General features: G+C 65.1%; 20 protein-coding genes and 1 tRNA gene. 16 read left to right on the top strand and 5 right to left on the bottom strand.

Annotation, left to right across the window (positions count from 1 at the left end; all coding sequences use genetic code 11):
• Nucleotides 1–22 precede the first annotated feature (22 nt).
• Nucleotides 23–802 (bottom strand): acyl-CoA dehydratase activase, encoded by a 780-nt coding sequence (locus B5D13_RS04190; RefSeq protein WP_234970681.1) that lies wholly within the window; start codon nucleotides 800–802, stop codon nucleotides 23–25.
• Nucleotides 803–949: 147 nt separating this feature from the next.
• On the opposite strand from B5D13_RS04190, the gene B5D13_RS04185 reads away from it, so the two are divergent.
• The 9 genes from B5D13_RS04185 (at nucleotide 950) to B5D13_RS04145 (ending at nucleotide 9,321) form a co-directional block, all read left to right on the top strand.
• Nucleotides 950–2,239 (top strand): double-cubane-cluster-containing anaerobic reductase, encoded by a 1,290-nt coding sequence (locus B5D13_RS04185; protein WP_078687073.1) that lies wholly within the window; start codon nucleotides 950–952, stop codon nucleotides 2,237–2,239.
• Nucleotides 2,240–2,416: 177 nt separating this feature from the next.
• The gene (gene yedF / locus B5D13_RS04180; protein ID WP_078687072.1) at nucleotides 2,417–3,031 is read left to right on the top strand and encodes a sulfurtransferase-like selenium metabolism protein YedF; all 615 of its coding nucleotides are present in this window, start codon (nucleotides 2,417–2,419) and stop codon (nucleotides 3,029–3,031) included.
• 43 nt (nucleotides 3,032–3,074) lie between these two features.
• Nucleotides 3,075–4,283, top strand: coding sequence for an aminotransferase class V-fold PLP-dependent enzyme (locus B5D13_RS04175; RefSeq protein WP_078687071.1), 1,209 nt, complete (start codon nucleotides 3,075–3,077; stop codon nucleotides 4,281–4,283).
• Complete coding sequence (locus B5D13_RS04170) at nucleotides 4,273–4,509, top strand: putative Se/S carrier protein (protein ID WP_078687070.1); 237 nt, start codon at nucleotides 4,273–4,275, stop codon at nucleotides 4,507–4,509. Before B5D13_RS04175 ends, B5D13_RS04170 begins: the two co-directional genes overlap by 11 nt.
• Before the next feature lie 64 nt (nucleotides 4,510–4,573).
• Entirely contained in the window at nucleotides 4,574–5,623 is a 1,050-nt protein-coding gene (gene selD / locus B5D13_RS04165; RefSeq protein ID WP_078687069.1) for a selenide, water dikinase SelD, read from the top strand.
• Nucleotides 5,624–5,865: 242 nt separating this feature from the next.
• Entirely contained in the window at nucleotides 5,866–6,489 is a 624-nt protein-coding gene (locus B5D13_RS04160) for a TetR/AcrR family transcriptional regulator (protein ID WP_159443989.1), read from the top strand.
• A gap of 269 nt (nucleotides 6,490–6,758) precedes the next feature.
• Nucleotides 6,759–7,472, top strand: coding sequence for an ABC transporter ATP-binding protein (locus tag B5D13_RS04155; protein WP_078687067.1), 714 nt, complete (start codon nucleotides 6,759–6,761; stop codon nucleotides 7,470–7,472).
• A 3-nt stretch (nucleotides 7,473–7,475) separates the two neighbouring features.
• The gene (locus B5D13_RS04150) at nucleotides 7,476–9,080 is read left to right on the top strand and encodes a putative ABC transporter permease subunit (RefSeq protein WP_078687066.1); all 1,605 of its coding nucleotides are present in this window, start codon (nucleotides 7,476–7,478) and stop codon (nucleotides 9,078–9,080) included.
• Between the two features lie 165 nt (nucleotides 9,081–9,245).
• Nucleotides 9,246–9,321, top strand: a tRNA-Gly gene (locus B5D13_RS04145).
• A 271-nt stretch (nucleotides 9,322–9,592) separates the two neighbouring features.
• Here the strand turns inward: B5D13_RS04145 and B5D13_RS04140 are convergent.
• Both B5D13_RS04140 and B5D13_RS04135 read right to left on the bottom strand, forming a co-directional pair.
• Entirely contained in the window at nucleotides 9,593–10,612 is a 1,020-nt protein-coding gene (locus B5D13_RS04140; protein ID WP_078687065.1) for a C-terminal binding protein, read from the bottom strand.
• Between the two features lie 103 nt (nucleotides 10,613–10,715).
• Nucleotides 10,716–12,014: an aspartate aminotransferase family protein gene (locus tag B5D13_RS04135; protein ID WP_200802608.1), complete on the bottom strand. Its 1,299-nt coding sequence runs from the start codon at nucleotides 12,012–12,014 to the stop codon at nucleotides 10,716–10,718.
• A gap of 408 nt (nucleotides 12,015–12,422) precedes the next feature.
• On the opposite strand from B5D13_RS04135, the gene B5D13_RS04130 reads away from it, so the two are divergent.
• The 5 genes from B5D13_RS04130 to B5D13_RS04110 all read left to right on the top strand — a co-directional run bounded on the left by B5D13_RS04130 (nucleotide 12,423) and on the right by B5D13_RS04110 (nucleotide 18,313).
• The gene (locus B5D13_RS04130) at nucleotides 12,423–13,340 is read left to right on the top strand and encodes a MurR/RpiR family transcriptional regulator (protein ID WP_078687064.1); all 918 of its coding nucleotides are present in this window, start codon (nucleotides 12,423–12,425) and stop codon (nucleotides 13,338–13,340) included.
• A gap of 3 nt (nucleotides 13,341–13,343) precedes the next feature.
• Nucleotides 13,344–14,243, top strand: coding sequence for an N-acetylmuramic acid 6-phosphate etherase (murQ, locus tag B5D13_RS04125; protein WP_078687175.1), 900 nt, complete (start codon nucleotides 13,344–13,346; stop codon nucleotides 14,241–14,243).
• Between the two features lie 239 nt (nucleotides 14,244–14,482).
• Nucleotides 14,483–15,964, top strand: coding sequence for a PTS transporter subunit EIIC (locus B5D13_RS04120; RefSeq protein ID WP_078687063.1), 1,482 nt, complete (start codon nucleotides 14,483–14,485; stop codon nucleotides 15,962–15,964).
• Between the two features lie 129 nt (nucleotides 15,965–16,093).
• Entirely contained in the window at nucleotides 16,094–17,173 is a 1,080-nt protein-coding gene (locus B5D13_RS04115; RefSeq protein ID WP_078687062.1) for a MupG family TIM beta-alpha barrel fold protein, read from the top strand.
• A gap of 234 nt (nucleotides 17,174–17,407) precedes the next feature.
• The gene (locus B5D13_RS04110) at nucleotides 17,408–18,313 is read left to right on the top strand and encodes a carbon-nitrogen hydrolase family protein (protein WP_078687061.1); all 906 of its coding nucleotides are present in this window, start codon (nucleotides 17,408–17,410) and stop codon (nucleotides 18,311–18,313) included.
• Nucleotides 18,314–18,505: 192 nt separating this feature from the next.
• Here the strand turns inward: B5D13_RS04110 and B5D13_RS04105 are convergent, their stop codons facing one another.
• Nucleotides 18,506–19,666, bottom strand: a complete 1,161-nt coding sequence (locus tag B5D13_RS04105; RefSeq protein ID WP_078687060.1) for an FprA family A-type flavoprotein — start codon at nucleotides 19,664–19,666, stop codon at nucleotides 18,506–18,508.
• A gap of 365 nt (nucleotides 19,667–20,031) precedes the next feature.
• Between B5D13_RS04105 and B5D13_RS04100 the strand changes: the two genes are divergently transcribed.
• Nucleotides 20,032–20,940 (top strand): ketopantoate reductase family protein, encoded by a 909-nt coding sequence (locus B5D13_RS04100; protein ID WP_078687059.1) that lies wholly within the window; start codon nucleotides 20,032–20,034, stop codon nucleotides 20,938–20,940.
• A 40-nt stretch (nucleotides 20,941–20,980) separates the two neighbouring features.
• Here B5D13_RS04100 and B5D13_RS04095 read toward each other — a convergent pair whose 3' ends face one another.
• Entirely contained in the window at nucleotides 20,981–22,654 is a 1,674-nt protein-coding gene (locus tag B5D13_RS04095; RefSeq protein ID WP_078687058.1) for an HD-GYP domain-containing protein, read from the bottom strand.
• 191 nt (nucleotides 22,655–22,845) lie between these two features.
• Between B5D13_RS04095 and B5D13_RS04090 the strand changes: the two genes are divergently transcribed.
• Nucleotides 22,846–23,889: a Gfo/Idh/MocA family protein gene (locus B5D13_RS04090; protein ID WP_078687057.1), complete on the top strand. Its 1,044-nt coding sequence runs from the start codon at nucleotides 22,846–22,848 to the stop codon at nucleotides 23,887–23,889.
• Nucleotides 23,890–23,921: the final 32 nt, after the last annotated feature.

Raw genomic sequence — 23,921 nt, 5'->3', positions numbered from 1 at the left:
GGGCCTCGGCCCTGCCGCCCCGCTAGGCGAGCAGGGCCGCGCCGATGGCCCCGGCGAATCGCGCCTGCTTGCAGGTGGCGACCTGTGTGCCCAGGCGCTGCGAGAGACGCTCGACCAGGTAGGGCTCGCCACAGAGGCCGCCCGTCAGGAAGCAGCTTCCGCCCGCGCGTTTGCCGGCGAGCGACACCACGCGCGCCACGACGGACTCGACCACGCCGTGGGCGATGTTCTGCCTCGGCTCGCCGCGGCCGATCATCGAGATCACCTCTGACTCCGCGAAGACCGTGCAGACGCTCGATATCTGGGCGCCCTCGCCCTGGGCTGCGAGCTCGAACAGCTCGTCCATGGCGACGCCCATGCGCGTTGCCATGACCTCGAGGAACTTGCCCGTCCCCGCGGAGCACTTGTCGTTCATGGCGAAGTCGCACACGCGCCCTGCCCTCAGCTCGATGACCTTGGTGTCCTGGCCGCCGATGTCGATCACGGTGCCGTCGGGAGCGAACAGCCATGCGGCCCCGCGGCCATGGCAGGTGATCTCGGTCAGGGTCTTGATTGCGAAGGGCACCGAGACGCGGCCGTATCCCGTCGCCACCACGGGGAGCTCGTCTACGGGCACGCCTTGCGCGGCGAGCTCCTTGCGCACGCGCCATGCCGCGTCCACGCCCGAGAAGCCCGTCGGCACGACCAGGGTGTGGGTCACTTCTCCCCACTGCACCACCGCGGCTTTGGTGGCGGTTGAGCCCACGTCGATTCCTACGGCCCCGATGCCTGCGTCCTTCTCGCCTGTCTGCGTACCGCTCATAGGGCGTTGCCTCCGGTTACCTAATTAGTAGTTAGTTACACTTACAACGAATTAGTATAGTTTCTGCATTGCTGTATCAATGCAGCTAATCGTTATATTTTCGCAAGAATAATGCAGAACGTCATGACGCAACGGAGAGGAGCCATGATGGCAGGTCAGGAAGAGTACGACTATCGCGAGATGTGGGGGAGCCTCGGCATGGACGTCGAGGCGCACGACGGCCTCCTTGCGGCCGTCGGGCAGATGTATGGGGACATGTTCCTCACGCAGGGAAACCGCCCCAAGTCGACCTCGTACCTCGACTTCGTGGCGAGCAACATCCACTCGGGCCGCATTCGCGAGCTCGTGGAGGGCCGCGAGGCCGGCGATCCCAAGAAGGTCGTGGGCTCGTTTTGCCTCTACGTTCCCGAAGAGATCATCAGCGCCGCGGGCGCGGTCGAGGTCGGGCTCTGTGCCGGCGCCGAGTGGGCGCCCGAGGAGGCCGAGAAGCTCGTTCCGCGCAACACCTGCCCGCTGATCAAGGGCTTCATGGGCTTCAAGCTCGCGAGCGTCTGCCCCTACATCGAGACCGCCGACCTCGTCGTGGGCGAGAACACCTGCGACGGCAAGAAGAAGGCCTACGAGGAGTTCGGCAAGCTCAAGGACACCTTCGTGATGGACGTTCCCCACGTCCGCAACGAGGACACGCGCCAGCAGTGGCGCAACGAGGTCAAGCGCCTGGCGGGGCGCATCGAGGAGCTCACCGGCCAGAAGATCACCGAGGAGTCCCTGCGTGCGGCCATCAAGCTCGCCAACCAGAAGCGCCTCGCCCTCAAGCGCCTAGACCAGACCCGTGCCGCCGACCCCGTTCCCATCAGCGGCCTTGACTGTCTGCTCACCATACAGGCGGCGTTCATGGACGACTCCGTGCGCCTGACCGGCGCCATCAACGACATGGCCCAGGAGTGCGAGGCCCGCGTCGAGGCGGGGGAGGGCGTGGCCCCCAAGGGTGCCAAGCGCATCCTCTACACCGGCACGCCGATGGCGGTGCCCAACTGGAAGCTCTTCAACATCATCGAGAAGAGCGGCGCCGTCGTGGTCGGCGAGGAGTGCTGCACCGGCAGCCGCTACTACAAGGACCTCGTTCCCGAGGACGGCGCGACCATTGATGACATGCTCAACGACATCGCCGACCGCTACCTCAACATCCAGTGCGCCATCTTCACCCCCAACGACGGCCGCAAGGAGGACGTCCTGAGGATGGCCCGCGAGCTTAACGCCGACGGCATCATCGACTGCTCGCTGCAGTTCTGTACGCTGTACGATATGGAGGCGACGGGGATGGAGCTCGCGGCGCGCGACGCGGGAATTCCCTACATGCACATATCGACGGGCTATTCCGCCGACGACGAGGGCCAGCTCAAGACCCGCATCGAGGCCTTCCTCGAGATGCTGTAGCACGGGGCTCGCGCACGATCCCGCTGCGGCCGAGCTTGCGGCGGGAGCCGTTGGGCCTTACGCCAAACAGAAAGTTTGGCGAGATATACAATCGAATGCAGAGAAACGACCTGCTGGCGTCCGTCGCCTGGGCACCCACCCGGCGGCGGCGCCTCGCACAAGGGAAAGGCATCACCAATGGAGATCGACGCACGCAACGTTACCTGCCCCAAGCCCGTCGTCATGACCCTCGAGGCCCTGGCCAAGCTACCCGCCGGCGAGTCCCTCAAGGTCACCGTCAACGACTCCGTCGCGCTGGGCAACCTCACCCGCCTCGCGCAGGGCAAGGGCATCGACCTCGAGGTCCAGAAGAGTGGCGACGAGTCCGTCCTTACGTTCACCCCCGGCGAGAACGCCACCGCCTCCACCGCTTCAGCCGAGGAGGAGGCGTCCGCCTACTGCGAGCTTCCCGCGACCACCGCGGCCGTCATCGCGGTCGACTCCGACGCCATGGGCCGCGGCGATGCCGAGCTGGGCCACATCCTCATGAAGGGGCTCATCTACGCCCTGGCCCACCAGGAGAGCGTGCCCAAGACGATGCTCTTCTACAACGGCGGCGCGTCGCTCACCTGCGAGGGCTCCGAGTCGCTCGAGGACATCAAGGAACTCGAGGCCCGCGGCACTGAAATCCTGACCTGCGGCACCTGCCTCGACTTCTACGGCCTGCGCGAGAAGCTCGCGGTCGGTGGCGTCACCAACCTCTACGCCATCGCGCAGATCCTCTCGAGCAATCCCGGCGTGAGCGTCCTCTAGGCTTGGCCACCCAAGTTCAGGCGAGTATCTAGGTGAGAAGAGCATGACGTACCTCAACTGCGCGGCGACCTCATACTGGCATCCTGACTGCGTCGTGGACGCCGTCACCTCCGCCCTGCGCTCCCTGGGGAGCACGGGGCGCGGTGCCGCCCGCGGCGAGCTCGACGCTGCGCGCACGGTCATGCTGGCCCGCGAGCGCGTGGCGCGCGTGCTGGGGTTCTCGCATCCCGAGCGCGTCGTCTTCGCCCAGAACGCCACCATGGCCCTGAACATGGCCATCGCGGGCGTCGTCCGTGCGGGCGACCATGTGGTGGCGACGGACTGGGACCACAACTCCATCCTGCGTCCGCTCCACTACCTTGCCGAGCGCTCATCCGTACGGGTCGACTTTGTCCCCGCCGACGCCTGCGGCCGGCTTGACTACGACGCCTTGGACAGGCTCGTGACGCCCGGAACGCGTCTGGTGGCATGCACCCACGCCTCGAACCTGACGGGCAACGTGGCCGACGTCCGCCGCTTCGTTGAGGCGGCCCACGACGCCGGCGCGCTCGTCCTTCTCGACGCGTCGCAGACCGCCGGGGCACGTCCCATCAGCATGGACGAGCTGGGCATCGACCTGCTGGCCTTCACGGGGCACAAGGCCCTGATGGGGCCGCAGGGGACCGGTGGCCTGCTGGTGGCGCCCGGCGCCGACGTGGAGCCGCTCCTGTCTGGCGGTACGGGCGTGCTGTCCTTCGAGGAGGGCATGCCCGAGGCATTCCCGGAGCGCCTTGAGGCCGGTACGCTCAACGGTCACGGGATCGCGGGGCTTTCCGCCGCGGCCGACTTCGTGTGGTCCGAGGGCCTCCATGACATTCACGCCCACGACCTCGCGCTCGTGCGCCGGTTCGTCGGGGGCTGTCGCTCGATTCCCGCTGTGCGCGTCTATGGCAGCTTCCCGTCGGACCTGGCCCTGCTGGACGGCTCCGACTGCGGGCGTGACCATGCGCCCGTCGTCTCCGTCAACCTCGAGGGATGGGACTCCGCCTCGCTCGCTGCGGCGCTGGACGAGGACTACGACATTGCCGTGCGTGCCGGCGGCCACTGCGCGCCCAGGATGCACCGCGCACTCGGGACGCAGGACACGGGGGCCGTTCGCTTCTCGTTTGGCTACCACACCACGGCCGACGAAGTCGACCTGGCACTGCGCGCGCTGGGGGAGCTGGCTTCGGAGGACGAGTCCGACGAGGGGGACGAGGCCCATGGCGCGTAGGCTGAGGCGCCGCGCGGTCGCCGCGTTCGACTCGACGCACGAGGCGCTCGAGTGCGAGCGCTGCTGCAGGGAGGCCGGCGTGCTCGGAAGAATCATCCCGACGCCCACCGCCATCCGCGCTGACTGCGGGCTCGCGTGGTCCATGCCACCCGAGGAGCGGGAGGCGTTCGAGGAGCTCGCCCCTGGACGCTTCTCGTTCGCCGGCGTGTACGATCTGGAACTCTGAGCATCGCCTTGGTGCGATTGACGTTGGGGGCGGACGTAGCCCCGGAAAGGTTTGGGTGAGCGCGATGGGTGCCCACGACGACGTGAAGCTGACCAAGCTGGCCGAGTGCGCCGGCTGCGGCGCGAAGGTGGGGGCGGGCCAGCTGGCCGCGCTCCTGAGCGACCTCGACGTGCGCAAGGACCCCAACCTTCTGGTGGGCTTCGACCGCAGCGACGACGCGGCGGTCTACCGCGTGACCGACGACCTCGCGCTCGTCCAGACCGTCGACTTCTTCCCGCCCATCGCCGACGACCCATACACCTACGGGGCCATCGCAGCGACCAACGCGCTTTCCGACGTGTACGCCATGGGCGGCGAGCCCAAGGTGGCGCTCAACGTCATGGCCGTGCCCGAGGACATGCCCTCCGAGGTGGTCCACGAGATCCTGCGCGGCGGCTACGAGAAGGTCTTCGAGGCGGGTGCCAGCATCGTCGGGGGCCATTCCATCTACGATCCCGAGCCCAAGTACGGCCTTGCCGTGACGGGTTTCGTCAATCCCACCCGCATGCTCACCAACTCCGGCGCTCGTCCGGGGGACCTGCTTGTCTACACCAAGCCCCTGGGCATTGGCGAGACGGTGACCGCCGCCAAGGGCGACCTTGCGAATCGGGAGGACGTGACCCGTGCCGAGGGACTCATGATGACCCTCAACCGCTGGGCCCGAGACGTCATGGTCGAGCACGACGTCCATGCCGCGACCGACGTCACGGGCTTCGGCATGTTGGGTCATCTCCTAGAGATGGCGCAGGGCGCAGATGTCGCCATCATGCTCGAGACGGGTGCGGTTGAGCTGCTGCCGCACGTCCTCGAATGGGCGCAGCTGGGCATCTTGCCTGCGGGCATGTACCGCAACCGTCACTTTGCCGAGGCCGAGGTCGCGGTCGGAAGCGTCTCGCGCGAGTTGCAGGACGTGCTCTTTTGCCCGGAGACCTCCGGCGGCCTCATGATTGCCGTCGCGCCCGGCGACGCCGATGCCCTGGTGGCCGACCTTCAAGCGGACGGCCGCGTTCCGTTCGCGGACGTCGTGGGCGAGGTCGTACGTCCCCTGGGCGGACCGCGCATCACGCTGTCGTAGGCGCGTCGCGACTTGGAAGACGCTTTGGAAAGAGTCGGCCCGTCTTGCCAGACCTGGCGAGGCGGGCCTTGTTGTGTCCGCGAAATGCCTGCTCAGGCATGGTAGCGCCTGGACTCGCGAGGATGGCATGGCTCCTGGATTTCTGTTGACAATGTTAAGAGCATAGAATAACATACGTTACATAACAAATGTTACGCAACACCAGTTATGTAACGGGTGACATAGAGGAGGGGAGGACGAACATGCCACCGAAGCCGCGCTTTACCAGGGAGCAGATTGTGGAAGCTGCCCTCGACCTGGTACGCCAGAGGGGGTTCCGCGCGCTGACGGCGCGCGAGCTCGCCACGCGCATGGGCATGTCCACGCGTCCGATCTTCTCGTACTTCGATTCCATGGAAGGCCTGAAGTCCGAGGTGTTCGCGAGGTCCAAGGAGGTCTTTGGCGAGTTCATCAAGGAGGGGCTGAAGAGCCCCGTTCCGTTTCTGGGGCTGGGTCTCCAGTACATCCGCTTTGCCCGCCAGGAGCCGCAGCTGTTCCGCCTGCTCTTCCTGAGCGGCCACGAGCGCGAGGGCGGCAGCGCCAGCGAGGCCTTCGAGGTCGCGCGCGACCTTGCCCTGGACGTGCTCTTTGACGGTACGGGCATGGACGAGGACACGGCCAAGGACTGCCTGCGTGACCTCTGGCTCGTCGTGTTCAGCCTGGGCACGCTCATCGTCGTGGATGACTGCCCGTACTCTGACGAGCAGATCTGCGACATACTCTCGGAGGTCAACCAGTCGCTGGTGCGCGCCTATCGTACCGAGTCACGCCTGCCGCACGGAGACTATGACAAGGCAGAGGTGCTGGCTGCGCTCGAGCGACATTGACGCCAACCTGGCCACGGCGAAGCGCAAGGCCGTCTGGCAACGCTGCGTTCCACGTACTTCTCGTCCGCCCGATACCCTTGCCTTTTGCTGGCCCTCATCTGCGCGCAACCACCTGCAAGCGTGTTATTACCCACAGGCAAACTCATAGCTAGATACTCACGCGCAACTCTCGCACCATGTGCGGCATAGGTTCTACCGCCGGGCGTCTCGCCTGGCGTAAGCGTCTTCTGCCCCTGGGTGACGGGGCGATACGAAAGGAAGTGTGTGACATGCTCAAGATTGAGCACCTGACCAAGACCTTCGACGACAAGACTGCCGTGGACGATCTGTCCTTGCGCATTGCCCCGGGCGAGGTCTATGGCTTTGTCGGCCACAACGGTGCGGGCAAGACCACCACGATCAAGTGCGCCGTCGGCATCATGGCCTTCGACCGTGGCAAAATCGCCATCGACGGCCACTCCGTCAAGGACGAACCCGTCGCATGCAAGAGGGAGCTGGCCTACATCCCCGACAACCCCGACCTGTATGACTACATGACTGGCGCGAAGTACCTCAACTTCCTGGCCGACGTCTTCGGCGTCGACTCCGCCACGAGGGAGGCGATCATCCGCCCGCTGGCAGACAAGTTCGAGCTGACCTCCGAGCTGGGCCAGCCCATTGCCACCTATTCGCATGGCATGAAGCAAAAGCTCGCGATTATTGGCGCGTGGGCTCACAGTCCGAAGCTGATCCTCATGGACGAGCCGTTTGTCGGGTTAGACCCCCTGGCCTCCAAGCTGCTTAAGGACATGATGCGCGAGCACTGCGACAAGGGAGGGGCCATTCTCTTCTCCACCCACGTGCTTGACGTCGCCGAGAAGATCTGCGACAAGATCGCGATTATAAAGGCGGGCAGGCTGCTCAGGTCGGGCACCATGGACGAGGTCAAGGGCGATGAGAGCCTTGAGGAAGTCTTTCTTGAGCTTGTAGAGAGCGAGGCGTAAGCCATGCTGAGGGTGCTTATTCGCAAGCAGCTCCTGGAGCTGTTCAAGTCATTAATCATCAACCCGAAGACCGGCAGGCGCCGCTCGGGATGGGGGCTTCTGAGCTTCGTCGCGCTCCTGATGGCCCTGTTCGCTGGCCTGGGGGTGTTGTTCCTGAACACAACGATCGGACTCGGATCCGCCATGGTTGAGCTCGGCCTGGACTGGCTGCTTCTTTCGGTCATGGCGCTGGTCGCAATGACGATGGGACTGTTCGGCAGCGTGTTCAACACGTTCTCGAGCCTGTATTTGCCCAAGGACAACGAGTTCCTGATGTCGCTTCCCATCTCGTCGCTGAAGCTCCTGTTCGCTCGCTTCATCGGCGTTTACGTGATGAGTCTGCTCTACAGCGCCTGGGTCTGGATTCCCGCTGTCATCGGATACTGGACTCTCGTTCCGCTGAGCGCTGCGAGCGTGCTCTGCCCCATCCTCATGACCTTTGTTATCGCGTTGGTGGTTTCGGTGCTCTCGTGCGTCTTGGGCTGGGTTGTGGCCAAGATCGCGTCCAAGGCGAAGGGCCACAGCTTGGTCACTATGGTCGTGAGCCTTACGGGCATCGCGCTGTACTACGTCATCTACTTCTGGGCAGTCGAGAAGCTTGAGAACCTTGGGCAGAATGCCGGGGAGGTCGCCTCGTTCATGCAGCAGTGGTTTCGCTACGTGTCACTGATGGGCAGGGCCGCCCAGGGAGACTTCGGCGCGTTCGCGACAGTCGTTGCCGTTGGAGTCGCACTGACTGCCGTGTGCCTGTGGGTGCTCTCGAGAAACTACGGGAAGCTCGTTCTGCAGAACGCTCACGTGGGTCGCACCGCGAGCAAGAGCTACACGTTCGCAAGCACCGACTCCGGGACGGCCCTGCTCAAGCGCGAGTTCGTGCGCTTTGGGGCCAACCCTACGTGGATGCTCAACTGCGCGCTGGGACTCATCTTGATGCCCGCCGGCGCCATCTTCGCCCTGGTGAAGGCGGCCGATGTGCAGGCGTTTATGGCTGAAGCCCCGGCTGACGCGCCCGTCATGACGGTCCTTCCCGTCGTGGTTGCCGGATTCATCTGCATGCTGGTCTCGACAGACGACATCGCCGCTCCCTCCGTCTCGCTTGAGGGCAAGAACCTCTGGATCGTGCAGACGCTTCCCGTAGACATGCGCGAGGTGCTGCTGGCCAAGGAGCGCATGGCCGTGCTTCTGAACGTGGCTGCCATCATGCCTACCACGATCATCTTGGGAATCGTGTTCGGGATTCCCGCGAATCAGATTGTGATGATGCTTGCGTTCGTCATCCTGTTCGCATGCGTCATGACCGACGCAGCGCTGATTCTTGACATCTCGCACCTCAACCTTAACTGGACCGAGGAGGTGGCCGTCATCAAGTCCGGCGTGTCCGTCGCGGTTGCGCTGTTCGGAGGCTGGATTTTGAGTGCGGCGATTGTTGCGGTCGGCATCTTCGCGAGCCCGCGGCTTGGCACTGAGATAACCCTCGACATCATGATTGCGGTCTTGGTCGTAGTTTCCCTGGCGATGAAGCACTGGCTCATGCCGCGAGCTGCGAAGGCCCTGAGCTACGCTGGGTAGACTTGCCGGGAAGGCGCGTCGCCGCAAAATGTCCAAAGTTCTTCTCCCTTAGGTTCTAGCTTTGGAAATGCGGAAGCGCGGAAGCTCTGGGAAGACTTTTTTCCGAGTTGACAAAAATGTCCTTGCCCGAGGGGCGTGTCGTCGCGTATAGTGTTTCCTTGCGTCGCGGGCTTGGCGCAGTTGGTAGCGCGCCACCTTGCCAAGGTGGAGGTCGCGGGTTCGAACCCCGTAGCCCGCTCCATGGGAGTTCAGAGCCGACCTTCGGGTCGGCTCTTTTTTTGTGGCTGGGATGGCCTGGCGCGTCGGGACGGGGCTCGGGTGCGCCTCCCGATGCGCGATCCTTGCCGAGTGATTGCCCCTTCGGTCACCCAAAACGCTCCAGATAAGTTCCTTGGTCACCCAAACCGGCTCGCGGCAGCTCTCTGGGCTCGTATTACAGGGCGAACGTGGAGGGAAGAGCTGCTTGCGGCCGATTCGGGTGACCGGAGCTGCTTCCGAGCGATTACGGCGACCTACGCGGAGACGGGCCAGGCCGCGCGGGTATCCGCGCGGCCGACCGGTTCGTTGACCGGGTCTGCGGGCCGTCTGCCATGGACGCCTGCGACCACGTTCATGAGCGCACGCTCTCGCATCTCGGCGTAGGAGTCGGCGCTGTGGTAGGCCGCATGCGGCGTGACGATGCAGTTGTCCAGGCCGATGAGAGGGCTCGTGCCGCTGACCTCGTCTTGGATCACGTCGATGGCGGCCGCTCGGATGACGTGGTTGCGCAGGGCCCATGCCAGGTCCTCCTCCACAACACAGCCGCCTCGCGAGGTGTTTACCAGAAACGCCGTGGGCTTCATAAGGCGCAGGGTCTCCTTCCTGATGAGGCCCTGCGTCTTCTTGACCAGGGGGCAGTGGAGGCTGACGACGTCGCTGGTCGAGAAGAGCTCCTCCACGGTGTCGACCTTCTCGCATCCAAGCGACGCTATCTGGCTGACGCTCTTCGTGGGGGCCCACACGGCAACCTCCATGCCTATCGACTGGAGCATGGGTACGAGGGCCTGCGCGATCGAGCCGAAGAAGACCAGGCCGGCGCGTTTGCCGCGGGGCCTCTCCGCGTCGTAGCCTGCCATGTCGTCCCAGGTTCCGGAGCGCGTCTGCCGGTCAAACCAGCTGATTTTCTTATAGAGGTCTACGATGAGTCCGAGCGTGTGGAGCGCCACGTCGTAGGTGCAGTAGCCTGGCACGTTCGTGACCCAGCAGCCTTGCCTCTCCGCCGCCTCGGCATCGATGAAGTCGTAGCCGATGGCCATGATGCCCACAGCCTTGAGCTGAGGATTTGCGGCAAAGGTCGCGGCGTCCACACGTCCCCATTCGCTCACGATGCCGTCGGCGTCCTGGAGCGAGCCGGGCAGCGGGATGCCGTCGGAGTCGGTGGGGGCACCGAAGAGCTCGACGTCGTCTATTTCGCGCTTGGCCAGAAGCTCTCGGTCGCCGTCGAGGGGCACGGCGCTTCTGAGGTAGGCGATTCGATGCATGCGATGGGACATGTTCTGCTCCTTTGCTCGAAAGACGGCCTTTCTCTGATGTGCTCGGGGGGCTTTGGCGTGTCGTGGACCTCGGCGCTGCGGAGGGCGTGCTGACTGGGTATGCCTAGTAGCCCAGCTCGCGCATGGACTGGTCCAGAATGGCGAGGCCCTCGTCGATCACCTCGCGCGTGACGTTGAGCGGGGTCGCGAAGCGCATGCCGTTGTGGTGGACGCCGCAGTTGAGGGTGATCATGTGATGCTCGAGCGCCTTGGCCTTGACCTCGCCCCAGACCTCGGGTGCGGGGGAGCCATCCTCGTGGTCGAACTCGATTGCACGCATGAGCCCGATGCCGCGTGCGTCGCCGATGACGGGATGGGCCTCACGCAGCTCGTCGAGTTTGGTACCGAGGTAGCCGCCCACGGTCTTGACGTTTGCGAGGATGTCCTGGCGCTCGAACTCGTCGAGGACCGCGTTGGCCGCGGCGGCGCAGACCGGGTTGCCGCCGAAGGTGCCACCGTGCATGCCCGGGAGCCACTTGCTCATGATCTTCTCGGTCGAGACGGTCGCGCTCATGGGGAGGCCGCCGGCGATGGCCTTGCCCAGGTTCATGATGTCGGGCGTGACGTCGAAGTTCTGGCCTGCGAACATCTTGCCGCTGCGGCCGTAGCCGGCCTGGATCTCGTCGAAGATCAGCATGATGCCGTACTTGTCGCAGCGCTCTCGGACGCCGCGCACGAAGCTCGCGGGCGGGACGAAGTAGCCGCCCTCGCCCTGGATGGGCTCCATGAGGATGGCCGCGACCTCTGCGGGCGACACGAGGTAGCTGAAGATCTTGTCGAGTTGTTCCAGACAGAAGGCGCTGCGCTGCTCCTCGTCGTACTCCTTGGGGCAAAGGTCCTTCTGCGGGTAGGGCGAGAAGTACACACCGGGCATGCAGGGCTGGTAGCTCTGACGGTACATGGCCGACGACCCGGTGACGCTCATGGCGCCCATGGTGCGGCCGTGGAAGGACCCCTCGAACGCGATGATTGCGGGGCGTTGCGTGTAGGCGCGGGCGAGCTTGAGCGACGCATCGGTCGCCTCGGCTCCGCCGTTCGCGAACATGGTGCATCCGAGCTCACCGGGGGCGATTTCGGCGAGGCGCTCGGCAAGCCGCAGGGTCGAGGGGAAGTTGACCATGTTGAAGCTGCCGTTGATCAGGCGGTCGACCTGCTCGTGGATGGCGTCGCGCACCGCCTGGTTGCCGTGCCCGAGGGCGTTGACGGCGATGCCACTCACGAAGTCGAGGTATTTCTGGCCCGTGACGTCCCACATGTACGGGCCGTCGCCGTGGTCAATCACGAGGTCCGTCGCCTTGGCGAGTGCCGGGCTCAGGTATCTCTGGTAATCCTCGAATCGCATGACGTCGTCTTTTTCGGGCATGGCTGCTCCTCTCGCACCGTGGTGTCAGGTATTCGGCTGAGTCGCGCCCTCGGCGGCGGAGGATCTCGCGCGCCGAGGGCGGCCTCAAGGGCTACGAGAAACGATAGGGGCGGCCGGTTTCCCGTCCGTCTCGGCCCCGACACCACCCGGTCAGAGCTGGGTTGCGATGCTGTTGAACTCGTGTTTCTTACTGATGCACGATTCCGTCAAAGCAAGACAGACGCGTGTCATGTCTTGGGTGAAAACATGAAACGACAATGGCATGTCTGCGCCGTGAACGGTTTGTTGCTGTCTGCGGGCGTGCGAATCGGGGGTGCTATTGTGTCACGGTGTGAAACGCGACTGTCAACAATTCTAAAAAACACGACTGCGGCGTAGCATAGTCCCAACGACGAAGGAGGAAGTTCTATGCGAGGATTTCGCGTCCACCTAGAGGAGTATCGCCCGCTGGCGAGCTCCTCCGAGCTGGATATCATAGAGTTCCTGCTGGAGCGTCCCGATGACGCGGTGGGAATCTCGACGCACCGTCTGGCTGAGCTTACCTACACCTCGCCGTCTACCGTCGTGCGCCTTGTGCGCAAGCTGGGGTTCTCGGGCTACCCGGACTTCCAGCGCAGCCTGGTGTACGATCGCGCACTTGCCGAGAAGAGTCGCGACGTCGTGGCCGACGGCGTCATCACGGGCGACGCGACGCAGGACATCATCGACAAGGTGACCTCGCGCAACGTGTCGACGCTCGAGCTGACGCGCGACGGCCTGGAGGTCGAGGCGGTCGACAAGACCGTCGACCTCATCCGCCGTGCGCGCCGCATTGCGCTGTTCGGCGTCGGCGCGTCGCTTCTGGTCGCCCACGACCTGCAGCTCAAGCTGCTGAGGCTCGACATCCCGTGCGAGGTTTGCGACGACCTGCACTCGCAGCTGCTCTACGCGAACAACCTGGGGTCGCAGGACCTTGCCATCGTCGTGAGCTACTCCGGCATGACCGAGGACGTCCTGCACTGCGCGCGCGTCGCGCGCAACAACGGTGCCAAGGTGGTCTCGATCACGCGCGGGTCGTTCGCCTCGCCGCTCGTCGACCTCTCCGATGTCGTCCTGGGCGTCGCGGCAACCGAGCTCTTGGTGCGCAGCGGTGCCATGTCATCGCGCATCGCGCAGCTCAACGTGGTGGACGTGCTCTTCACTACCTACGTCTGCCGCAACTACAAGAAGAGCGTCGAGCGCCTCTCGTCCAACTGGATCAAGAAGGCCGGGGCGGACGAGGACGGAAACGAGCTTGACCCGGGCATCCGGCACGGGAGCGATAAGCATGCAAGCAAGGGGGAATGAGTGGTGATTGACCTTTCGAGGCTGTCTACCGAGGAGATGAATCCTCGGACCACGAACCTGGACATGATGACTCCGCGCGAGCTGGTAGGCGTCATGAACGCGGAGGACGCGCACGTCCAGGAGGCTGTGGGAGAAGAGCTTGACCACATCGCTCGGGCGGTGGAGTGGGCCATCGAGTCCCTCCGCGCGGGCGGAAGGATCATCTACTTCGGCGCCGGCACGTCGGGTCGCCTGGGCGTTCTCGACGCCGTGGAGTGCCCGCCGACCTTCGGTGTGGAGCCCGAGCGCGTCGTGGGCCTGATTGCCGGCGGCGAGAAGGCCTTCGTGCGCGCCGTGGAGGGCGCCGAAGACAGCACCGAGCTCTGCGCTCGCGAGCTGGACGAACTCGGCCTCGAGTCTCGCGACCTTGCCATTGGCATCGCGGCGAGCGGAAGGACCCCCTACGTCGTGGGCGGCCTGCGCCACGCGAGGGAGCTCGGCTGCAAGACGGTGGCCATCGCCTGCAACCGAGGCTCGGCTATCGCACGCGAGGCCCAGCTGGCCATCGAGCTGGACTGCGGCCCTGAGGTGCTCACCGGCTCCACGCGCCTCAAGGCGGGCACCGCCCAGAAGATGGTGCTCAACATGATCTCGACCGGCGCCATGGTGGGTGTGGGCAAGGCGTACCAGAACCTGATGGTTGACGTGCAGCAGACCAACGACAAGCTCCACGTGCGTGCCCAGAACATCGTGATTGAGGCCACCGGCTGCTCGCGCGACGAGGCCGTCTGCGCGCTCGAGAAGTCAGACGGCTCGGCGAAGGTTGCGATCGTCATGCTGCTCGCCGGCGTGAGCGCCGAGCAGGCGCGCGAGCGTCTCGAGGCATCTGGCGGCAAGGTCAGGGGAGCGGTTGCCGGCGCGTAGCCTCGCACCCCACCGCTCGCACGCTCGCGTCGCGCGTCGGCGTGTAACCGAACGTTGACGCGGAGGTGGCGGACGAGAAACGCATTGCTCACCAAGGGGTGCTCTTCTCGCTCCATAGTAATATTGGTTACCTTTTGAGGATTACAGTCCCAGAGGACTCCAAAAGGCACTACCCAGTCGCACCAGTGCCCAATACCAGTTGTGGCTGGCGTCCATAGGAAACACGTTGAGGAGGAAAGATGGGAAAGGATTTCGCAGCAACCGCTCGCGACGTTCTGGCCGCCATGGGTGGTGCAGACAACGTCTGCAGTAACATGGCGTGCATGACGCGCCTGCGCATCAAGGTGGCCGACGCCACCAAGGTCGACCAGGATGCGCTCAAGGCCGTCGACGGCGTCATGGCCGTCGTCGAGGATGGTGACCGTTTCGAGGTCGTCTTCGGACCCGGCACCGTCAACAAGGTTCTTGACGAGTTCGCCAAGCTCACGGGCATCAAGCCGGGTGACGCTTCCGACGACGTCCGTCAGGCCGCTGCCGACAACAAGGCCGTCCAAAAGGCCAAGCACGACAAGCCGGTCCAACGCTTCCTCAAGAAGATCGGCAACATCTTCGTCCCGCTTCTGCCGGGCATCATCGCCGCGGGCCTGATCAACGGCCTCAGCAACGTCATCAACGTCACCACCGCGGACGCCTTCGCGGGCGTGTGGTGGTACCAGTGCATCCGCACCATGGGCTGGGCCCTCTTCCTGTACCTGCCGCTGCTCGTCGGCATGAACTCCTGCAAGGAGTTCGGCGGCTCCGGCGTCCTGGGTGCCATGGCCGGCGCGCTCTCCATCGCAAACGCCTCTATGCCCCTGATGGCGGTCTCCGCCACCGACGCGACGCCCCTCGTGCAGCTGCCCGTGGCGCTTCCGGTCCCCGCGTTCGCTAACGGCGCGATCGCCGTGTCGATGTCCACCACCTACAACGCGGCTGCCGGCGGCCTGCTCGGTGCTCTCATCTGCGGCGCGTTCTTCGCGTTCCTCGAGAAGCGCCTGCACAAGGTCATGCCTAGCACGCTGGACACCTTCTTCACCCCGCTTCTGACCGTCGGCGTCGGCTCCGTCGTCGCAGTCATCGCGCTGCAGCCCCTCGGCGCCTTCCTGACCCAGGGCATCTTCTTCGTGCTGCAATTCTTCTACGACACGCTGGGCGTCTTCGGTGCGTACCTGCTGTCCTCCACGTTCCTGCCGCTGGTCTCCGTCGGCCTGCACCAGGCCCTTACGCCGATCCACGCCATGCTCAACGACCCGGCCGGCCCCACCCAGGGCGTCAACTACCTGCTGCCCATCCTGATGATGGCTGGTGGCGGCCAGGTCGGTGCTGGCCTGGCGCTCCTGGTCAAGACCAAGAACGCTCGCGTCAAGACGTTCCTGCGTGACTCCATCCCCGTTGGCATCCTGGGCGTCGGCGAGCCCCTCATGTACGCCGTCACCCTGCCTCTGGGCAAGCCCTTCGTCACCGCCTGCCTGGGCTCCGGCGTCGGCGGCGTGCTCGCGTGGCTCTTCCACCTTGGCACCGTCTCTCAGGGCGTCTCCGGCCTCTTCGGCCTGCTGATCGTCGTTCCCGGCACGCAGGTTCAGTACGTCATCGCCATGCTTGCCGCCTACGCCGCCGGCTTCGCCTTCACCTACTTCTTCGGTGTCGACGAGGACCGCATCAGCGACGTCTTCGGCGAGTAGTTCTCGCATCGCCGCTCGGGCGGCAGATGCATCCCTGTTTCCCCGTTGTGCCATAGTGCACAGTTAGACCCGTGGCCCCGTCGCATCCCCCGCGTCGGGGCCTCATTTGATTGAGCCTCAGGAGGCAGCATGAACACGGGAATCTCCCTGTACTTCTCCAATGGATATGAAGCGAACGCGCGTGTGGTCGCCAAGGCCGCCAAGGCCGGGGTGCGCTTCGCGTTCACCTCTCTCCACATTCCCGAGGAGACCGGAGTCGACTACCGCACGGAGGCGCTCCGCATGATCGCCCTGTGCAGGGAGGCCGGCATCGCGCTGATTGCCGACGTCTCGCCCGTGACGCTCCAGAAGCTGGGCTGCGCGGACTTCGACGAGCTGCACGAGCTGGGCATCGAGTACGTCCGTCTGGACTTCGGCTTCGACGCAAGACAGACCGTCGAGCTCTCGCACCAGTTCCACGTGGTGTTCAACGCGTCGACCATCAGCGGGAAGGACATTCGCGACTGGCGCGAGGCCGGAGCGGACTTTACCCGCTTTGCCGCCTGCCACAACTTCTATCCCAAGCGCCTGACCGGCCTTGCGCTCGAGGACGTCAGCCGCACCAACGCCCGCCTCAAGGCACTCGGATTCACGGTTATGTCCTTCGTGCCGGGCGACGCCCAGCTGCGCGGTCCTCTGGAGGAGGGGCTGCCAACCGTCGAGGCGCATCGCGGCGACAGGGGAGAGGCGCTCTTCCGCGACATGCTGGAGCTCTTCTCGGCCCAGAGCGACGTGGTGCTGGTGGGAGACCCCGACGCGTCTGACGCCATGTGGGAGCGTATGCGCCAGCTTGCCGGCGGCTGCATCGACCTCGCGGCCGAGCTCGAGGACGACTTCGGCTACCTGTACGGGCGCGTGCAGCACGACCGCCCCGACTCGTCTCCGTGGATCGTGCGCTCGCAGGAGTCGAGGCTCTGGGACGATGTGCCCACGCCTCCCGCACGCCGCGCATGGGAGGCCTCGGGGGTCCATGCGCGCGAGTGCGAGGCCGGTGACGTCATTGTGAGCTCCAGGGCCTACGGGCGCTATGCGGGCGAGGTCTCCATCGCGCGCAAGCCATTTCCGCTCGACCCGCGCGACGTGGTCGCGGGTCGCGTCGCCAAGGAGCACGTGCCCCTGCTTCAGTTCGTGCGCGACGGCGCTGGCTTCAGGCTTTGCCGCGAGTCCTAGCGCCTCGCACCCCCTCTCTCGCCTCGCTTGCCTTGCGCTGCGTGGCCTTTGGGAGGTCCGACCTCGAACGGTCGGGCCTCCCTTTTTTGTAACGTTTGCGTCGATTGGCCGCAACGCAGGCGAGAGATGCGCTTTACGACGCTGCGAGCTTGGCGAAACGGTGGCCTAACCCTCGCGCAATGCCAGACCCCTATACCTGTAGTCACGTTCTGACGTACGACGGAAGGGGTAGTTATGTACAAGGACATCATCACCATATCGACCGTTGCGTTCCACGCCGAATGGGGCGACAAGGAGCGCAACCTCAACCGCATCCTGGGCTACATGGAGGCTGCTGCCAAGAAGGGCTCTGACCTCCTGCTCCTTCCCGAGATGGCCCTGACCAGCTACGATGACGAGCCCGACGTTCCCGTCGCGGAGAAGATGCAGCACAAGCTCGCCGAGACCGTGCCTGGCCCCACCAGCGAGATCGTCGCCGCAAAGGCCAAGGAGCTCGGCCTCTACGTGGTCTTCGGCATGCCCATCCGCGACGATGAGAAGTCCGACGTCGTCTACAACGGCCTCGCGGTCTTCTCGCCCGAGGGCCTCGTGGGCTCCTACCATAAGATTCACCTGCCGGCTCCCGAGCCCAACTGGGCGACGCGCGGCGACAAGCCCTTCATCCTGGACACCCCGTGGGGTCCGGTGGGCATCGCCATCTGCTACGACACCTACTGCTTCCCAGAGCTGATGGACTACTATGTCGCCAAGGGCTGCAGGCTCTACCTCAACCCCACGGCCGTGTGCCACGCCCACGGCGAGCACCTGATGGACGACACCATCCACGCGCAGGTCATCCGCGAGGGCATCTTCATCGCGAGCGCGAACCTGGCCGGCCTCGACAAGGACAACTGGTTCTGGGGCGGAAGCTCCGTCCTCGGCCCGGGCAAGGGCACCTGGGACTATCACTACTACGCGGGTGGCCCGTTCGTCGCGCCCGGCTCCGACGAGGAGGCCATGTACACCGCCACAATCGACCTCTCGCTCGCGACGAGGTTCCTCTACAAGCACAACCCCTCCGTCGGTGGAACCGACTGGCGACCGGATCTCTACAAGAAGTGGTTCGAGGAGATCTGCTCAGACGAGTCCTACGGCAAGTAAGCGAACCCCTTCTCGCCCCCAGCTTGCCTCTAGGATAACCCGCATCCCTCAGCGGGGGAGGACGGCGTGGCGCTCCCATCCGGGACTGCCGCGCCGTCCTCTTTATTCTTGCGTTTGGTCGGGTCGCGCCTCCATCGGCCCGCATGCTGGCGCCCCTTGCCTGCCATTCGGCCGCGTCCGGGTCCGGGGTGGCTAGATCTTGGCAACCAGCTCGTCGGCGAGGGCGTCGATCTGCGCGCGCGACTCGTCGTCGAGGGAGCCCTTGACGGTCACGACGTTCTGAGCGAAGTCGATACCGGCGCACTGCTCCAACAGGGCGCGCATGCCCTTCGCGGCGGCCGGCATCCACGAGCCGTTCTGGACGAAGGCGACGGTGCGCCTCTGGAAGTTGTGGTCCACAAGGTGGCTCACGAACTCGTGCATGGTGGGGAAGAAGCCGCCGTTGTAGGTGGTGGTCGCAAGCACCAGCACGCTGTGACGGAAGGCGTCCTCCAGGGCCTCGGCCTGGTCGTCGCGGGCGAGGTCGGTCACGACCACGCGCTGCGCGCCCTTCTTGCTGAGCGCTGCGGCGAGCTCCTCGACCGTCTGCCTGGTGTGCCCGTAGACGCTCGTGTAGGCGATTACGACGCCCGGCGTCTCGACGCCGTAGCTGGACCAGGTGTCGTACTGGCTCAGGTAGTGCGTGAGGTCGCCCGAGAGCACGGGACCGTGCAGCGGGCAGATGGTCTGGATGTCCAGGGCCGCCACCTTCTTGAGCACCGCCTGGACGTTCTTGCCAAACTTGCCGACGATGCCGAAGTAGTAGCGCCTGGCCTCGCAGTCCCAGTCCTGCTCCACGTCGAGCGCGCCGAACTTGCCGAAGGCGTCGGCCGAGAAGAGCACCTTCGCCGTCGCGTCGTAGGTGAACATGACCTCGGGCCAGTGGACCAGGGGCGCCGCTACGAAGCTGAGCTCGTGCGTGCCCAGGCTGAGCGTGCTGCCCTCCTTGATGACCATGTTGCGGCCCTCGTACTTGGTGCCGAAGTAGTTGGCCATCATGTTGAAGGCGCTGACGCTCGCGACGACCGTTGCCTGGGGGTAGCGCTCCATGAACAGCGAGACGTTCGCGCTGTGGTCAGGCTCCATGTGCTGGACGATGAGGTAGTCCGGCTCGCGGCCGTCGAGCGCCGCCTCAAGATTCTGGATCCACTCCTGACCGAAGTGCTGGTCGACGCTGTCCATAACGGCGATCTTCTGGTCGACGATGGCATACGAGTTGTATGCCATGCCGTCGGGCACGACGAACTGCCCCTCGAACAGGTCGATGTCGTGGTCGTTTACGCCAATGTAGTGAATGCCGTCTGCAATCTGCATGGTAGAGCCCCTCTCGTCCGAATGGGTTGTGTCGCGCGCGGCTGCGCGCGAGGCTGTTGCTTGGACGTGCGAGAGGGGCTTGGGCTGCCCTCCCGTGAGCCCGTGCCCTTAAGGGTACTACTCGCGAACTCACGGTTTTCTCTATCCGTCAGCTTTGCGACAGACGGCTGTGCGGCGAGGCCTCTGGTCCGGGCGTTCCGCTCGCGCTGGTACACGGCTTGCGTGCGGCTGACGGCCTGCGTCTGGCAGGCAGATTTCGCCTTGGCAACGCTTGGGCGTGCACTCTGGCGTCAGTCGCGGTACGTGGCGTAGGCTTGTGCCGATGAGTCGAGGGCGGCGCGCTTGCGCCGCGGGGGGAGTCCAGCATGCGCATCGCAATCGTCGGCAAGGGGGCACTGGGCCTTCTGTATGCGGACGCGGTCTGCTCGGAGCTCGGGCGGGACGCCGTGGTGTTCGTTATGGACGCGGCCCGCCTGGCGCGCCACGCAAAGGACGCCTATACCGTCAACGGGCAGCCGCGAGACTTTGCCGACGCCACTCCCGAGCGGGCGGGCAAGGCCGACCTCGTCATCGTCGCGACGAAGGCGACCGGGCTCTCCGCGGCGCTCGACCTGATGGGCCCGCTCCTTCGCGACGACACGCCCATCGTGTCGGTCCTCAACGGAGTGCGCAGCGAGGAGGTCATCGCCGGGCGCTTTGGCTGGGAGCGCGTCGTCCCCTGCGTGGCGAGGGGGATGGACGCCGCGCGCTATGGCTGCGACCTGAGCTACACCAAGCCCGGCGCCCTGCACGTAGGCCGCTTCGAGCGGACCCCGGCCGCCACGTTCGAGCGTGCGCGCGAGCTCATGGGCCGTGCTGGAATCCCGCTTGTGGCGGAGAACGACATCAGGCGCACCATGTGGGAGAAGTTCGTGCTCAACGTGGGCATCAACCAATGCTGTGCCGCATATGGCCTTCCCTACGGAGGCATCCTGGGAGACCAGGCGGCAGAGCCCTTCCGCATGCTCGTCGCCGCCATGCGTGAGGTCGTCGCGCTCGCCCGCGCCGAGGGCGTGGAGCTGGACGACCACGTCATAAACGTGTCCATCGAGCTTGAGCTCGGGCTTGACCAGGGATCGACGCCCTCGATGGGACAGGACCGCATCAACCGCGTGCCCAGCGAGGTGGACGAGTTTGCCGGAGAGGTGATTCGCCGCGCCGAGCGCCATGGCATCCTGGTGCCCGCCAACCGCTGGCTGTTGGAGCGCATGCGTCAGATAGAGGCTGCCTACTAGGGCGCTACTGGCCGTCCGCTGGCAGGGGCCTGCCCGTGCGCTACTCCGCCTCGAAGACCTCGTAGTCGAGCTCGAACTCGCTGCCGTCGAAGATCTTGTAGAAGTTCGAGAAGACATGCTCCATGAGGACCTTCACGTCGCCTTGCCCCTCGGTCCTGGGGAAGAGGGCGATGGTCTGGGTCTGCGAGCAGGTAGCACAGATGACCTCGGTGTCCGCCGTCTTGCGGATGGCGAGCTCCATCGCGTTGACCGCGTTCTTCTCGCGATTGATGTTCACGCTGGCTCCCTCGCGCGGCCTCAGGCTCACCATGATGGGCGTCAGCTCGCGCCCCTGGCACCTGCTGATGGTGCGCATGCAGGCGCAGAGCTCGGCAAACTCGTCGCGCGAGATGCTGTAGGCGTTGCGCTTGTCGGTGGCGACCACGTGCGAGAGGAACTCGTCGACCATCCTGAGCGAGTCCGGGCTCTCGTCGCTGTAGAGGGGTGATTCCACGACCTGCTTCGACTCGACGGCCGCAAGCGCGCCGCCGTCCAGGAGCCGGATGAAGGCGTCCAGGTAGGTGGGGTCGAACTGCGCGCCGCGGCCCTCGACCATGCGCTCGCGCACCGTCTTGATGGGGATGGCGTCTCGGTAGATGCGGTCCGAGCGCATGGCGTCGTAGGCGTCGCACACGCAGACGAGCCGGGCGTGCGGCGGAATCTCTTCTCCGCTAAGGCGATGGGGGTAGCCCTTCCCGTCGTAGCGCTCGTGGTGGCTCAGAGCGACGTCTTTGGCTCCTGGGATGGTGCTGGCGTGCGACAGGATGTCGGCGCCCTGCTCGGTGTGGGACTGGATGATGCCGTACTCGATCTCGGTCAGGCTGCCGGGCTTGTTGAGGATGGTGTCGGGGATGCCGATTTTGCCCACGTCGTGCAGGAGCGCCTCGAGGCGCAGCACATTGACCTCGTCTTCGGGAAGGCCCAGCTCGCGGGCGAGAAGCACCGAGTATTCCGCGACGCGGTGGGAGTGGCCCTGCGTGTAGCGGTCCTTGGCATCGACCACGGTCGCCAGCGTCTGGACAGCTTCCTCGCTCATGAGCTCCATCTGCCGCAGGCGCTCGCGGTCCTTGCGGGTCAGGCGCTCCACCTCGTCGTGCAGGCCGTTGGCGATGCGCAGGCGGCCCAGGGCGCTCAGGTGGTACTCGATCATGGCGCAGGCGCTCATGATCACGTTGAGCAGGAACAGGATCGGGAAGTGCGTGACGAAGGTCGTCGTGTAGTTGGAGGACACGTACGCGCTGAGTGGCGACCAGAACAGGACGACGAACAGGAGCTCGAACAGGAGCGACGCGTAGACTCCCACGATGACGTCGCAGAAGTACATGGTTCCCAGGGGAAGCAGCATGACCCAGAGAATGGCGAATCCGTTGTTGGAGCCTTGGATGGCGTAGTAGGTGAATCCGAGGGCGCAAGTGACCAGGATGAGCAAGGATGCGGCGAAGCGGCTCCTCTTGATGGCGCTCAGCCAGGTCGCTATGGCCCCGCAGAAGGTGAAGATCACACCGCTGAGCATCATCTCGCGTCTGCCTGTGACGACGTTGAGGATGACCGACACGAGGGCGAACAGGGTGATCACGACTGCGACGACGGCCGTGACGTTGCAGATGACCCGCTCGGCGACGCCGACGTAGATTGACTCATGTAGGTCGCGCCAATAGCGCTTGAGCGTGTCCATTTCTGTCTTACCCGACTCCCGCCTTGAGGGGTTTGACAAAAGACCCCGTTCGTAAAAATGTTACCGTAATCGGCCAAATAATGATAGTCTGACTATCGCGTTTCCGTAGCAGGTTTTTCTGCCGAACGCCCTGGGGTACCATGCGACAGAGAGACTTGTTCGCACGGGTGGCCTGACAGAAGGGGGCGGCCATGCCAAAGACGCAGGAAATGCCAAGGGGGAGGTGCCTCGCGCCGGTTCGCTGGGGCATCCTGGGCGCGGGCGGGATCGCCCGTCGCTTTGCCGCGAGCGTCGCGGCGTCCGAGGACAGCGTCCTGGTGGCCGCGAGCCGTCGGACCAAGGAGCGGGCCGACGTGCTCTTGGACCAGGTTGGGGCTGCGGGCGCCCGTGGCTACGGAAGCCACGACGAGCTGCTGGCCGACTCCAGGGTCGATGCGGTCTACCTTGCGCTTCCCCACGGCATGCACCTTGAGTGGTGCCTGAGGGCCCTCTCTGCCGGAAAGCCCGTGCTGTGCGAGAAGCCCCTGGCCCTGAGCTCCGAGGACGCCCGGCGTATCACGGCCGCCGCGCGCGAGGCCGGGGTGCCCTTCATGGAGGCCATGAAGGCGCGCTTCACTCCCGCGGCGCGAGAGGTCATGCGGGAGGTCTCGGTCGGCGTCGTCGGCAGGGTGCGCTCGGTCGAGGCGAGCCTGTGCAACGACGCGCTGCAGCACTTCCGCGACTCAAATAGCAGCTACATCTTCGATTCCGTGCAGGGAGGGACGCTTCTGGACTGCGGGATATACTGCGCCTCGTGGCTGGAGGCACTTCTTCCCGGAGCGATCGCGCTCGAGTCCGTCGACGTCGCCACCGTTCCCGCCCGGGGCTGCGACGATGGCGGCGCGACCGTCGACGCCTACGTGGGCGCTCGACTCAAGCTGGGTGGCGTTCCCGCGTTGCTCGAGTGCGCCATGGACAGGGCCAAGCCGCGCCGCTGCGAGATCGTGGGAGAGCGCGGCCGCATCGTGGTGGAGGACCTGCACCGCCCCCAGGCCGCCACGGTCCTGGTCGCGGGGGAGGAGCCACGGCGCATCGACGCGCCCTACGTGGTGGACGACTTCTTCGGCGAGCTCGAGCACTTCAACCGGATGGTGCGCACGGGCACTGCCGAGTCGCCGGTCATGCCGCACGGTGCGTCCGTGCGCTGCGCCCAGATCCTGGATGCCGTGCGTGCGGGCTTTCCCCGTGCCCGATAGCGCTTTGCTGCGGGCGATGCCGTACGCGGCGA

The sequence above is a fragment of the Olsenella sp. KH1P3 genome, assembly GCF_900167315.1.
Classification (GTDB): Bacteria; Actinomycetota; Coriobacteriia; order Coriobacteriales; family Atopobiaceae; genus Olsenella_J; species Olsenella_J umbonata_A.
This window is presented reverse-complemented; position numbering and strand designations above follow the sequence as displayed.